The sequence below is a fragment of the Acinetobacter sp. TWP2-2-3 genome (assembly GCF_049896445.1).
Lineage (GTDB): Bacteria > Pseudomonadota > Gammaproteobacteria > Pseudomonadales > Moraxellaceae > Acinetobacter.
Genome location: NZ_JAFCUI010000004.1, coordinates 241727 through 255317, shown reverse-complemented (window position 1 = coordinate 255317; position 13591 = coordinate 241727). Strand labels below are relative to the sequence as shown.

The 13591-nt window shown below is 45.5% G+C and carries 10 protein-coding genes and 1 pseudogene; 6 read left to right on the top strand and 5 right to left on the bottom strand.

Translation table 11 applies throughout. The annotated features are described in order from the left end of the window. Nucleotides 1–241 precede the first annotated feature (241 nt). The 5 genes and pseudogenes from rnr to ACP7AK_RS08260 all read left to right on the top strand — a co-directional run bounded on the left by rnr (nt 242) and on the right by ACP7AK_RS08260 (nt 6839). Complete coding sequence (gene rnr / locus ACP7AK_RS08280; protein WP_425879507.1) at nt 242–2689, top strand: ribonuclease R; 2448 nt, start codon at nt 242–244, stop codon at nt 2687–2689. Nucleotides 2690–3145: 456 nt separating this feature from the next. Beyond that, nucleotides 3146–5200 carry a M3 family metallopeptidase gene (locus ACP7AK_RS08275; protein ID WP_425879546.1) on the top strand — a complete coding sequence of 685 codons (2055 nt, stop codon included), beginning with the start codon at nt 3146–3148 and terminating at the stop codon, nt 5198–5200. Nucleotides 5201–5240: 40 nt separating this feature from the next. Then, entirely contained in the window at nt 5241–5450 is a 210-nt protein-coding gene (locus tag ACP7AK_RS08270; protein ID WP_171054337.1) for a YheV family putative zinc ribbon protein, read from the top strand. 17 nt (nt 5451–5467) lie between these two features. Beyond that, on the top strand, nt 5468–5902 hold the full coding sequence (locus ACP7AK_RS08265; RefSeq protein WP_425879505.1) for a hypothetical protein: 435 nt from the start codon (nt 5468–5470) through the stop codon (nt 5900–5902). Nucleotides 5903–5957: 55 nt separating this feature from the next. Next, nucleotides 5958–6839, top strand: a pseudogene (locus ACP7AK_RS08260) (DMT family transporter). A gap of 62 nt (nt 6840–6901) precedes the next feature. Here the strand turns inward: ACP7AK_RS08260 and ACP7AK_RS08255 are convergent. From ACP7AK_RS08255 to ACP7AK_RS08235, 5 genes are all read right to left on the bottom strand, one after another. After that, nucleotides 6902–9184 (bottom strand): TRAP transporter large permease subunit, encoded by a 2283-nt coding sequence (locus tag ACP7AK_RS08255; protein ID WP_425879503.1) that lies wholly within the window; start codon nt 9182–9184, stop codon nt 6902–6904. Between the two features lie 197 nt (nt 9185–9381). Further along, nucleotides 9382–9954: a rhombosortase gene (rrtA, locus tag ACP7AK_RS08250; RefSeq protein ID WP_005263745.1), complete on the bottom strand. Its 573-nt coding sequence runs from the start codon at nt 9952–9954 to the stop codon at nt 9382–9384. 67 nt (nt 9955–10021) lie between these two features. Further along, nucleotides 10022–11062 carry a hypothetical protein gene (locus ACP7AK_RS08245; RefSeq protein WP_004281480.1) on the bottom strand — a complete coding sequence of 347 codons (1041 nt, stop codon included), beginning with the start codon at nt 11060–11062 and terminating at the stop codon, nt 10022–10024. Nucleotides 11063–11596: 534 nt separating this feature from the next. Beyond that, a complete protein-coding gene (locus tag ACP7AK_RS08240) occupies nt 11597–11983 on the bottom strand; it encodes a hypothetical protein (protein ID WP_004281482.1) in 387 nt (128 codons plus the stop codon). Further along, on the bottom strand, nt 11976–12233 hold the full coding sequence (locus tag ACP7AK_RS08235) for a succinate dehydrogenase assembly factor 2 (RefSeq protein WP_004281484.1): 258 nt from the start codon (nt 12231–12233) through the stop codon (nt 11976–11978). The genes ACP7AK_RS08240 and ACP7AK_RS08235 overlap by 8 nt, the downstream gene beginning before the upstream one ends. A gap of 183 nt (nt 12234–12416) precedes the next feature. Between ACP7AK_RS08235 and ACP7AK_RS08230 the strand changes: the two genes are divergently transcribed. Next, nucleotides 12417–13589, top strand: coding sequence for an acyl-CoA dehydrogenase family protein (locus ACP7AK_RS08230; protein ID WP_425879500.1), 1173 nt, complete (start codon nt 12417–12419; stop codon nt 13587–13589). Nucleotides 13590–13591: the final 2 nt, after the last annotated feature.

The window sequence follows — 13591 nt, the reverse complement described above, 5'->3', positions numbered from 1 at the left end:
ATTTCGGCATGGCACTGCAAGCGCAGCATCAAAAAAAAGTGCATATTTTTGCTCGTTTAAATACTTTTTAAGCAATTCCTCGATTTTTCGTGCATTTTGATGGCAAAAAAACTGCATAAATTTCCAGTTATCGAAAATTAACAGAAAATTGAAAACTTAAATGGATTATTGCAATCATTTACGTGCAGTCTGCGCACACATGTTTTATGCTAAACCTATCTCCTAAGATAAATTTAAAGACATGATGAAAAACTGGGTCGATCCTGAAGCAAAAGCTGAAGCCGAACGTTATGACAACCCTATCCCTAGCCGCACGCTCATTTTAGAAACCATCGAAAAGAACAATGCCCAGTCCCATGCAGACCTGGTCGAACATTTTGAAATTGCAGATCAAAAAAGTATTGATGCCCTAAGCCATCGTTTAATTGCGATGGTGCGTGACGGGCAACTGATGAAAGACGGCTACAAGTTTCAGATTGCCGTCGAGCAACCTGAATCCGAAGCGACGGTTTATATCAATTCCCGGGGGATGGGAACTGCCAACATTTCCGGCCAGGACGACTTATTATTGGCTGAGCGTGAACTGCGCCTGGTCTTTAATGGTGACCGCGTTAAAGTGCGTCAGACTTCGGTAGACCGTAAAGGTAAAGCCTGGGGCTATATTACTGAAGTTGTGCAGCATCGTGTCAAACAGATCATTGGTAAAGTGTCAGAATATGATGGTGAATACTTTATCCAGCCAGCCAACCCAAATGCGCATCAGCCAATCACCCTTGAAAAAGAACTGATCGAACATGCCCAGGCTAATCTGGGTGACTCTATTCGTGTGGCGATTGATACCTATCCGACCCGTGAAGAATTCGCGACTGGACATATTGTGCAGTCCATGGCAGACAAGGCCGATACTGAAATCATTATTCCACAAACCATTTTAGAATATGGTTTGCCTTATGAATTCCCGGAAGAAGTGGTTAAAGAAGCCGAGAGCTTTAAAGAGCCAACGGCCAAAGACCGTGAAGGTCGTGTGGATCTACGTGATTTAGCCTTGGTCACCATTGATGGTGAAGATGCACGTGACTTTGATGATGCCGTTTATGCCGAAAAACGTCCGGGTGGTGGCTATCGTGTGGTCGTGGCCATTGCCGATGTCAGCCATTATGTACGTCCAGGCAAACCGCTAGATGATGAAGCGCAGGAACGCGGGACGTCAGTCTACTTCCCGCACTTCGTTTTACCGATGCTGCCTGAAGCATTGTCGAATGGCCTGTGTTCGTTAAATCCGAACGTTGACCGCCTATGTATGGTCTGTGATTTAAAACTGTCACGTGCTGGCCGAGTCACCGGTTTTGAGTTCTATCCGTCTGTCATGCATTCCAAGGCACGTTTGACCTATGATCAGGTCGCACAGTATCTGGAAGGTGACAGCCAGGCGATTACCGAAGATCGCGAAGTTCGCAAGTCGATCAACACCCTGTTCCAACTTTATCAAGTTCTTAAAAGTTTACGTGCTGAACGCCATGCCATGGAATTTGAAACTGTTGAAACTTACATGACCTTCGACGAACTGGGCGGAATTAAAGAAATTCTTCCACGCAGCCGTAATGATGCGCATAAGCTGATTGAAGAGTGTATGTTGCTGGCCAACGTGGCAGCCGCAGAATATGCATTGAAAAATGAAATGCCAATGTTGTACCGTGTGCATGAGCCACCAGAGTTCTCACGTATCCAGAAAGTCCGTGACTTCGTCAAGCTGCTGGGTTTGAATTTCCCGGAACAGCCGACTCAGAAAGATTATCAGGCGGTGATTGAAGCGACCAAAGAACGGATTGATGCACCAAGTATTCATGCGGTGTTATTACGCTCCATGATGCAGGCTTATTATGGCGCGAGTAATGCAGGCCATTATGGTCTGGCTTATGAAGCCTATACACATTTCACTTCACCAATTCGCCGTTATCCGGATTTGTTATTGCATCGCGCAATCAAAGCGCATTTAAATAACAAGCCATCTCCACTTTCAGGGGGTGCTTTAGATGAAGCTGGTGACCATTTCTCAGCGACAGAACGTCGTGCAGATGAAGCATCACGTTCGGTGACGACCTGGTTGAAATGCCATTATATGCAGCAGCATCTGGGCGAAGAATTTATCGGTATCATCAGTGCGACGGCAGAATTCGGCCTGTTTGTAACGTTAAAAGACCTGTATGTCGATGGTATGGTGCATGTCAGCCAGCTAGGCGACGACTTCTTCGTCTTTGATCAAAGCAGCCAGAATCTGATCGGCCAGAACCGTGGTCAGGTCTTTGGGCTGGGCGATGAAGTCAAAATCAAGGTTGCCGGTGTAAATCTGGAAGAGCGCAAGATCGACTTTGAACTGGTGCAACAACTCAGCCATGCTGGCCGTGCAGTTCGTGCCCGTGCACCACGCGTAAGTGAGAAAAAACCAGTATCACGTCCAGCCGCGACAGAAGAAGTGTTCGGCAACAATGAACGTGAATCTAAATCCAACCTGAGCGCCGATGGAGAACAGCCCATACGACGCAAAAAAGGAAAAGGAAAACCCAGCTCTTACAGTAAAAAGTCTGCTAAACCATCTGCAGGAAAGTCTGAAGCAAAGGTTAAAGATAAAGTAAAGAAAAAGGCCAAGGTCAAAAAGAAAAAGTCGAATGCAAAAGCCAAGACTGAATAATTTTTGATGGTTTAAAAAGAGCGCTACGGCGCTCTTTTTTCTTTTAAACCTTATCCAGAATAAATACGATTAGAGTAAAAATACTTACCGCATCGAATCATCAACTTAGATCAGTCTGATCAGGTACCTTCCCTATTTCTAAACAAAACTGACAGGAAAACTGCCTCCTATTTTGATCTACACTCAAGCAGTGAAATTCAAAGATCTGCAAAGACATATTTCCTATTTCTTTGAAACAGACTATGGAATTCTGCCTATTCTTAAACTATCTGTTTCGGAGTTTCAGCGAGCAACACCAATCAGTTGAACTATAACTCAACATTAGTAAAAGTAGCTTGGACATCATTGTGAACGAGATTGAATAAATCTCGATACCTCCTGCTTCAGAATAAATCACCGGTCAAGCTTGATTTCTCGATCAAGAAGCCTTACTTCTAGAACTAACACTGAAAATTAATTTGGCAGACCGACATGACTTTAGAAAAGGCAACTTTGCCTGTTCCGCAATTTGATCAGATTACGCTGGCTGAGCTAAAACAAAAGATTGAAAGCTGTATTGCTGAGGGGCAAAAGTTCCTAAATGAACTCACCGAAACACCTACTTCAGTACAGGAGCAGCTGACTACACTGGAACATGTCGACACGCTTGAAAACAATATGAGTGAGTCTTGGGGCATCCTGTCGCATTTAAATGCCGTGATGAACAATGCCGAAACCCGTGATGTCTATCAAGCACTTTTACCGGGTCTTAGCGAATATTATACGCAACTGGGTCAACATACGGCGCTCTATCAGACCTATCAGCATATTTATGATGCGTCGATTTATAATGAACTGCCGGCAGCGCAGCGAAGCGCCATTAAACTGGCCTTACGTGACTTCAAACTGTCTGGGGTGGCGTTAGAGGGTGAAGCGAAAAAACGTTATGCGGAAATTTCGGCACGTCTGTCCCAATTATCTTCCGACTTCTCCAACCATGTGCTAGATGCGACTCAGGCCTATTTCAGACCGCTAAATGAAGATGAGTTAGCGGGTCTATCTACCAGTAATATTGAGCTGTTAAAACAATATGGTCAGCAACGTGAACTGGATCAACCGGTGGCTACGCTGGATTTCCCGTCTTATCTGGCGATCATGACCCATTCAGAAAATCGTCCTCTGCGTGAAGAACTCTATAAAGCTTATACTACCCGCGCGTCAGATCAGGCTGAACAGAGCGAGTTTGACAATACTGCATTGATCGAAGAAATCCTCAGTCTGCGTCTGGAAATGGCAAAACTGCTTGGCTTTAATAATTATGCGGAATTGTCCTTAGCCAGTAAAATGGCACCGAGTGTAGAGGCAGTAGACGAATTTTTGCGTGATCTGGCAGAGCATGCCCGCGCACCAGCAGAACAGGAAATTGCTGAACTGAAAGCGATTGCTGCTGAAGATGGCATCCGTGACCTACAACCGTGGGACAGTGGCTATTATTCTGAAAAGCTGAAAATGCAGCAATTTAATTTGTCACAGGAAGCGCTTAAACCTTACTTCCCTGCACCGAAAATCCTGCAAGGCCTGTTCAGTATTGTTAATCGTCTGTATGGCATTCAGGTGATTGAACGTGAAGCGCCTGTATGGCATCCGGATGCACGTTATTTTGAATTAGAAGATCAGGGTCAGGTGATTGGCGGTTTCTATTTTGATCTATATGCACGTCAGGGCAAACGTGGCGGTGCATGGATGAGCGGTTTCCGTTCCCGTATGCAGACCAGTGATGGCTTGCAAAAACCGATTTGTTATATGGTCGGTAACTTTACTCCACCCGTCGGTAATCGCCCTGCACTGCTGACTCATGATGAAGTGATTACCCTGTTCCATGAATTTGGTCATGGCCTGCATCATATGCTGACAGAAGTGGACAATATTGCGGTAGCAGGTACCCATGGCGTGGCGTGGGATGCCGTTGAGCTGCCAAGCCAGTTTATGGAATTCTGGGCATGGGATCAGGAAAGTCTAGATCTGCTCAGCGAGCACATCGAAACCCAAGAATCCTTGCCGGCTGAACTGCTCAAGGCCCTGCTCGATGCACGTTTCTTCCAGTCTGGCATGCAAACCCTGCGTCAGCTTGAATTTGCCCTGTTTGACCTGAGTATTCACCGAGCCAATCCGGCTTTAAATGCAACACAGGTTCAGGCTACTCTGAATGAGATTCGTGAAAAGTATGCGGTCCTACCGACCACCGACTATAACCGTTTCCAGCACAGCTTCAGTCACATTTTTGCCGGTGGTTATGCAGCAGGATATTATTCCTATAAATGGGCCGAAGTTTTGGCCAGTGATGCCTTTGACCGCTTTGAAGATGAAGGTATTTTTAATACCACTACCGGAAAGCAGTTTCGGGAAAATATCCTCGCAGTTGGCGGAAAAGACACAGCACTTGACGCATTTATCAATTTCCGCGGACGCGAGCCAAAAATAGATGCATTGCTGCGTCATCAAGGTTGGACGAACCCCTCTAAAAACGCTTAAACTAGCTTTTTAAGTTGATCACAAGGTGAGTATGATGACCATTAAACGTCGTTTCATTGCAGGCGCAAAATGTCCAAAATGTCAGGCGTTAGATCGCGTCGTCATGCTGACCTCTGGTGAAGATGAATGGATCGAATGTATTGAATGTGGTTATGAAGAAAATCGTCCCACACATGTTGATCAACCAGAAACACCAGCTGTTCCAGATGAAGTTGGCGTGATTCAGTTTAAACCTCGTTCAGTAAAATAAAAATCAAGGTTCAAGCTATGTCAGTAGAACAAAGAAATAACCCCAAACTTTTAATGGGGATTATGGGGGCTTTAGTTACTGTCGTTGCATTGGTATTGCTATATCAGTGGTTGAATGCCTCTTCCGATGAAGCGGAACGCATGCATCAGGAAGATATCGCGGCTGTTCCGACAGCAAAACCTGCGGTGAAAACTGAAGAAGATACGGCGGCAGCGAAAGCAGCTGAGGCGATCGAAGCTAAAGCACTGGTATCAGACCAGCTGTTAGATGCACCGGTGCCGGAGAATGCCAGTTTGGCCAAAGAAGAAGTGGCTAAATTAGATGATATCCAAGTTCAGCTCAATGAACAAAAAGCCACACTGGATGCGCAGCATAGCGATGCCGACCAGTTGATTCAACTGAAAGAGGAACAGATCCAGTTACTTGAAGCACAACTTGCTCAAAGCCAGTAAATCTCGACAGCATTTCAGCTAGAATATCGTCAGATCTTCTAGCTCAGTTGTTTCCATGTCTGCCCCAGCCGCTCCGCATCTGCTTAAAGCCATTCTGTTACTGACCTGCTCTGCTTTTCTCTTTTCAGTCATGGGCGTCTGTATCCGTTATGCCTCAACAACAGTTGATAATGCTACCGTGGTTTTCTTTCGCAATTTTGTTGGGCTGTTTATTTTCCTGCCTTTCATTTTCAATAAAGGCATTGGTTTTTTCAAAACTGAAAAACTATGGATGCACACTTGGCGCGCAGTGGTCGGCCTGACTGCCATGTACGGCTTTTTCTATGCCATCGCGCATTTAAAACTCTCCAATGCCATGGTCTTTACCTACTCTTCCCCGATTTTTATTCCTTTGATTGCCTGGCTATTTCTCAAGGAAAAAATCACCACAAGCATGTTAGCCGCAGCTCTGATTGGTTTCATCGGCGTACTCTGTGTCGCCAAACCAGATTCGGGTCTAATTAACCTGATGTCGGTCATTGGCTTGAGTGCCAGCTTTCTGGCGGCGGTGGCCTTTGTCACGGTTCGGGCACTGACTAAAACTGAGTCTCCGGAAAAAATCGTGTTTTATTTCTGCTTTATTGGCACCCTGATTTCAGTGATTCCGATGTTCTGGCTATGGCGACCTTATACCCTGACAGAACTCAGCTATCTGATTACTGCCGGCATCCTGGCCAATTTCAGCCAATTGTTTATGTCAAATGCCTACAAGCTGGCTCCGGCAGGATAGATTGGACCGGTCAACTATGTGGCGATTTTCTTTGCCGGCATGTGGGGCTTTCTGTTCTGGCAGGAAGTTCCGGACCTTTATAGCCTGATTGGGCTGGGGCTGATTTTCTGTGCGATTCTACTGTGTAGTCCAATTCTGCAAAAACGCCTGAATTCATCCAAAATTTGATTAACGAATTTAAATCAAATAAATAAAAAAGCACCCGAAAGTGCTTTTTTATTGCTTTTTTCTTATTGATACCAGCCGAACAGCTTAAAGATATAAGGCACATAGGCAATGATCAGCATCGCAGGCAGCAATACTATCACTGGTAAAATCCAGCGTTCATAACGGTAGTAGAAAGACAAGTGTCGTACTTCTGCATCCGCCTCGGCCACTTCGGCATCGCCAATCGACTGTCTGGCCAGCAGATGATTTAGCGCAACCGGTGGCGTCACATAACCCAGCTCAAAACCAATCAGGGTAATCATCCAGAAATGTACTGGATGAATGCCGTATTGATAGGCCACTGGAGCCACGGTCGCCGAGATCAGAATCACCGCGCCAAATGGATCCATGATCATCCCGACAAAAATCATCAAGCCGACAATCAGGGAAATCACCAGAATGGTACTGCTGATGTCGGTCGGGAAGGCTTCCATAATTTCAATACGTTCCAGCAAGCCACCCACACTCACCGAAAGTGCCATCAGAATGACCAAGGCACCAATATGGCCCACCGTCTCACTGGTCGAAATATGCATAGACTTCCAGAAACCGACATTACGCAAAATTTCAGTCGCTTTTGAACGCTGCACAGTATGATCAACAGCCAATTCTTTGCCTGGTTGTTCACTATGTTCAGCCTCACGATATTCTGCATTGGCTGCGGCACCGGCTGTCGCCAGTTCAGGTGCCGATCTTGAGTTTAAAGTTGCGGTCAAAGTTTCATCCCAATGCCCCACTGCCGGCAACGGCGCAGGTTCATGACGCAACTTGTCGAACAAGACAATCATCAGCAGAATGACTGGCATCATCACTGGTGCGGTAAATTCATTCAGGTCAGTCGACAAGGCATATTTATAGAATAACCAGATCAGAATGAAAATCACGATATATGGAATAATCGCAATGAAGGCGCGACCGGATTGAGGAGCAGCCACAATAGGTGCAGCAATCCGGAATTTGTTTTCTGCAAAGAACAGGGAAATTACCAGGAATAAAGTCGAACTGAGCAGGAAGACATAAATCCCGTAGTGATAGAGTAAGTCGGTGGTCACTTCTTTATTCAGTGATGCCACCACGACAATCAGCAAGCAAGGACGTAAAACCACGCCCAGTGAACCAGACATTGCAGTGGCGGCCAATGCAAACTGACGGCGTCCGCCCGCATTCCAGACTTCCTTGTAAATAATCGCACCTGCGGCAATTACGAAAATCCCTGATGCTCCGGTATAGGCGGTCGGTAATGCAGCTGCCAGCAAGATTAACCAGGTCAGGGTTTCAGGGGCCAGATTCCATGGACGCAGAATATTCAGGAACATGTCCACGACACGGGTCTGTTTCAGCAACATACCGACCCAGATAAACAAGGCCAAATTCAGAAAGATACTAGAAAACTCCACCAATTGACCGAGGTAAATCCCCTGTCCCATTGGATAGTCCATAAAGAAAGTGAAGTTTATCCCGGTAGTAATGGCCATATAGGCATATAGCGGTACACTCAGAAAGGCCAGACCAAAACTGCCACCCTCACGTGTTGGTTTTGGTTGTTTGATCACCTGATACAAGCTGATCAGGGTGAGTGCGCTGAACAGAATCATCCACAACCAGTAGATGTATTTCATCTCCCCCATCGGCACGCCCGAGTTCAATACGGACTGATATTGGCTATAGGATGAAAATGCCAGGAAAGCATTAGCGACCAGCATGGCGACCGAATAAACTTTAAAGTCGATACGCGTGCTCGGGCTACGCAAGCCAATATGATGGGTTTTTAGAGTGGCACTGATCGCAGCAAAGACCACCATGATGACCAGAAGCAAAGCCCGGTTTTCCGTACCAAACTTGAAGATGCCAAAGAAAGAAGTTTCAAAGGTCCGATAAGCCCGAATACTTGGATGTGCTTGCACATGTTGAATGGCTTTATCATAAAACAGGTAGGATTCTTCACAGACCTGCTGTGCCTGTAACACCGCAGCACGGACATCCGCTTCCGAACGCACCCCGAAGAAGTCGGCATAATCATCGGCTGCATCGGCTTTTATCTGCTGCTGAACGCGTTGATCGACATTAATATTGCGTTCACATTGTGGACGCGTCGGCTCAGCCCTTAAAAATGAATATTGCATTCCTGTTGCCGGATCGCCGTAAATACGCTCCCCCATACGCAGCAACTGGCCGTGAATCATTTCCCCGGTGCCAATAATCAAAGTGAGCAAAAGTAAAACCAGCACGACGAAGGTCGAGATCCACTCTGTCCATATATAACGCAACAGACCTAATCCTGATCTGTTTTGATCATTATTTTGCATGTGTATTCCTATTTTTATTTTAGCGGCCTGATGCTTGGTCTAGGACGCTGATCTTCCCTTCTGCCTAGAAAATTCCTTTTCAAAGGTCAGGATCTTTATTCTATGTTTTGACTTTGCATGAAAATTGGCACAATAAAAATGACAATTTATATTTTCTTTTTGTATTTTCTGCCAAGTAAATTATTTATCTCTGCACTTTAATTATCCCGAAAATAATTGCTCACAATATAGATCAGCGCCAGAATCACGCCCCAAATCACCCCAAGTAAATGTGCCTCAACCAAAACCGGACTACCGATCAGCTGCGCCATTCCGACATTGCCAATGGTGTTTTCCCAGACCAGTTTGGCAAAAATCAAAAATAATACCAGCGCCGCAAAGCCGCGTTCCCGCTTATACAGCAAATGTACACAGGCTACGGCGACATAGGCACCATGCAGCACGCCCGACAGGCCAGCATAGGCTTCAATATTGGGTAAGAAAAAATAAAAGCTTAAACTGATCAACGGTGGCAAGATCAGCAAAATGGCACAGAAATGCCAGACGGTAGCGCGTGGAAAAATGAAAGGTAAACAGATAAAGGCGAGAATGTTTAGAAAGTAATGAATCCAGCTCACATGTACCCAGTGCGCTGTCCAGAGTCGCCAGAATTCACCCAGCAGACTCTCTTGCCAGTAGATAAAATGATCCTGAAAAATTTGCAGACATGCAGAGAGAGAGACAAAAGCCGCTAGAAAAATAATTTTTCGTCGAAAATGTTGATCTAGCATCGGCCTGTTGTCCTCCCTGACCATCTAATTTGACTTCATCCCTGAAGCTTCATGCATAGTATCTGCATTACAGATCCGCACTGAACAGATCATCGAGCTCGGAAGAACTGTCGGATTCATCCCAGAAACGTTGCATGCCATCATCGCCACTACGTATACCAGTATTTTCTGTCCAGTAACGATCTGATATGCCACTGACCATAATCGCGGCCATGCTGTCAATCAGCTTGAATTGCGGATTTACCGGTTTTTCCTCCGTACGGGCCTGAGCAAAGGTTTTCAAGGCATCCCGAACTTTGGCATCATCGCCACTGGCCTGAGCCGCTACGGCATACAAGGCATGAGATAAACGTACACCTTTTTGCTCACCAATTTGTGTAGATTGTTTTAATGTTTGGTAAGGGTCAGGCTTGCCTTCCCCTGCGCCTGGCAACAAAGTCCAGATCACCGCACGGGTGGCATTCGGCGCACCCCAGAATTTCGCGTTATCCAGACACACCATGCCACGCTCGACCACGGCAGCAATATCTTTCGGTACATGCACTGCACCACCCGAGTTAATATCATTGGTCATGGCCTGCAAGCCACTGAGCATACCCAACAGATAAACCGTTTGCTCGATATCACTGTTCATGCGTGGGCATTCTTCACCCAGGGCTTTTTGGTATTTCTTTTCATAACGGCTCTGGAACAGTTGATAACCGGTATATTGACGCTGTGCTGCCAGTGCCGCCCAGCGCTTCTGCTCGATTCGGGCATCTTGAGCTTCTGCCACCTGATTGGTTTTTGAAGCACGTAAATAGCGTAACTCGGCTTCCAGCGCTTTTTGCTCGGCACAAATACCGGCAGCCGAATACATCAGCACGGCCACCCGTGTTGGATCCGCCCCCATTTCTTTGGTCGCCATAATGGCCGGCGTTAAAGAATTCCCTGAATTACACACCATTTCAGCATCATCCATCGCTAAAATCGGCGGTACAATATGGTTTTCGGTGAAACCCAGTGCAACATTGGCACCGGTTTTAATGACCTGAGAACACCCCGTCAAAACTGTTGTTGTTATTGCAATGGTCGCCATACCTTGGCATATTTTACGGACGTCTGACATTTTCCTGTCCTCTATAATTGTGATTATGTCCATCTTTCTGCTAAAGATATCAGAAGCATTTTGTGAATAAAAGAGTATTTACTCTAATTTAGACGAGACACTTTGCCATTAAATAGCCGCGCTGCAATTGACTGTATTTAGAAGAATACCAAATTTTGGGCAAAAAAAAGTAGCATTGCGACGGTTCAGCACATGCTACTTATTAACTGTACAAGCAGAAAAATAATAAACCCTGCTTGATTAAGATGAAAATTTATCCTTCAACACTGTCCCGAGTCGTCCGATCACCAGCGTTAAAACAATCGCTACGATCAGAAACATCCATACTGGAAATTCCATTAAGGTCTCCCGTAGTTGCTGTTGGGGAGTTAAATGTACAGGCTAAAAATAAAACATAGGGAATAAATTGTCAGACAATTTCTCTAAGTCATGGATTAACCTTGATTTCTGTCTGACAATAAAAATAGGAATTTGGTCTAAATATTTGTTTTATTAGCATTTTAATTAAATCATTAAAATGCGTTTGTTTTACAACTAAATTAATTTAGTCAATAATTTTAAGGATTTCCATTGTTTGAAGGGCAATTGATCACACCAGATCAATAAAGGTCGCGCCTTGGCATGCTGAAAATACACCACAATATACGCCTGATGATCAATTACGTGACTAATACATACCCGACGGGTCGGTCGTGCTTTGGTAGTCAATGACCATTCACGTCCATCCAGATATTCAAACTGCTCAATCTGTGGTGTCTTGCGGTAAAACAGCTGATAAATCACCAAGCCTATGACAGCGCACACTGCCCAAAGTGCAATCGGCAATAACTGATACAACAGATACATCAGCAGTGCAAAAATAAAAAGCTGAAACGCCAATGCACAGAGACTGCGTTTCAGCTTAAAGCAACGATTATCCATGAACGTAAAATTTAAGCTTCTTGATAAAATCTTTTAGTTCAGGACGCGGCGGCTCAGACACTTCCATAAACCAGTCCAGCAAATCCGGGTCTTCCTGCTCAACCAGCTCTGCAAACATCTGTTTTTCGAAAGGCTCAGCATTCAGGTAATGGTTTTTTACGTAGGGATCAAAATATACATCCAGTTCTTTTAGACCACGACGCGCACGATAAATCACTTTGCGCTCTTCTAAGCTGATGTCATCAGTCATCGAATTTCCCCAACTCGTTATAAACCCGAATAGTTTACCTGAAGCGCTGGCTGAATTTCGAGGGATTTCATAGAAATGACCAAAAGCATCAGCAGATTGAAGTCATTTGAACATTCCGCTCATTGCTGCTGATCTTGGCATGGCCTAAGTTAAACCAAACAGATCAAAATAAGGAATAACAAGATGCAATCTGCAGCCATTCGCCCACTCGCTCCGATGCTGCCGCGCCAACTCTTTACTGCCGAACATGAGGCTTTTCGCGAGACGGTACGTAAATTTTATGAGAAAGAAGTCATTCCACATACCGAGCGTTATGAAAGCCAGCAGCATGTAGATCGAGAGCTGTGGAATAAAGCCGGTGAGCTTGGATTGCTCTGCGCTACCATGCCTGAGGAATATGGCGGCTCTGGCGTAAACCGGTTGTATAGCATGATTTTGATTGAGGAACAGGCCTATGCCGGAGATTCAGCGACTGGGTTTTCGCTACATTCGGATATCGTCGCCAATTATCTGCTGAACTTTGGCAGTGAAGCTCAAAAACAGCAATGGCTGCCGAAAATGGCGTCTGGAGAGGTCGTCACCGCAATCGCCATGACCGAACCGGGAACTGGCTCTGACCTGCAAGCAGTGCGGACATCTGCTGTATTGGATGGCGACGACTATGTGATTAATGGTTCCAAGATTTTTATTACCAATGGCTATCTTTGCGATATGACGATTGTGGTATGTAAAACGGGCAATAATGACAAAGGTTCGGCCAATCTGTCATTGATTATAGTCGAAGCCGACCAAGCTGGATTTAGTAAAGGCAAGCCGCTGAATAAAATTGGCATGAAAGGTCAAGATACCTGTGAACTGTTCTTTGACAATGTTCGGGTTCCGAAAGAAAACCTGCTCGGTCCGGAAGGCATGGGTTTCATGATGCTAATGAAAGAACTAGCTTGGGAACGCCTGATTGTAGCGATTATCTGTCAGGCAGGTGCTGAAGCCGCTTTTGCCCACACAGTAAAATATACCAAGGAACGTCAGGCTTTTGGCAAGAGCATCAGCCATTTTCAAAATACCCGCTTTAAACTGGCAGAACTACGTACCGAGATCGATGTGTGCCGCGCTTATCTGGATCGCTGTATGCAGCTGCAACTCAAGCACGAATTAGGCGTAGATGCCGCTGCTGCGGCCAAATACAAGATTTCAGAAATGTACAGCAAAGTCGTAGATGAATGTCTGCAACTGCATGGTGGTTATGGTTATATGCTGGAATATCCAATTGCCCGGGCTTATATCGACAACCGTGCCAACCGGATTTATGCGGGTACCAATGAAATTATGAAAGAACTCATCGCCCGTTCAATTTAAAA

What these genes read in the sequence shown, in the direction of transcription:
- ACP7AK_RS08230 (WP_425879500.1), top strand. Translation starts at nt 12,417, where the DNA reads ATGCAATCTGCAGCCATTCGCCCACTCGCTCCGATGCTGCCGCGCCAA.
- ACP7AK_RS08235 (WP_004281484.1), bottom strand. Translation starts at nt 12,233, where the DNA reads ATGACTGATGACATCAGCTTAGAAGAGCGCAAAGTGATTTATCGTGCG.
- rnr (WP_425879507.1), top strand. Translation starts at nt 242, where the DNA reads ATGATGAAAAACTGGGTCGATCCTGAAGCAAAAGCTGAAGCCGAACGT.
- ACP7AK_RS08255 (WP_425879503.1), bottom strand. Translation starts at nt 9,184, where the DNA reads ATGCAAAATAATGATCAAAACAGATCAGGATTAGGTCTGTTGCGTTAT.
- ACP7AK_RS08240 (WP_004281482.1), bottom strand. Translation starts at nt 11,983, where the DNA reads ATGGATAATCGTTGCTTTAAGCTGAAACGCAGTCTCTGTGCATTGGCG.
- ACP7AK_RS08245 (WP_004281480.1), bottom strand. Translation starts at nt 11,062, where the DNA reads ATGTCAGACGTCCGTAAAATATGCCAAGGTATGGCGACCATTGCAATA.
- rrtA (WP_005263745.1), bottom strand. Translation starts at nt 9,954, where the DNA reads ATGCTAGATCAACATTTTCGACGAAAAATTATTTTTCTAGCGGCTTTT.
- ACP7AK_RS08265 (WP_425879505.1), top strand. Translation starts at nt 5,468, where the DNA reads ATGTCAGTAGAACAAAGAAATAACCCCAAACTTTTAATGGGGATTATG.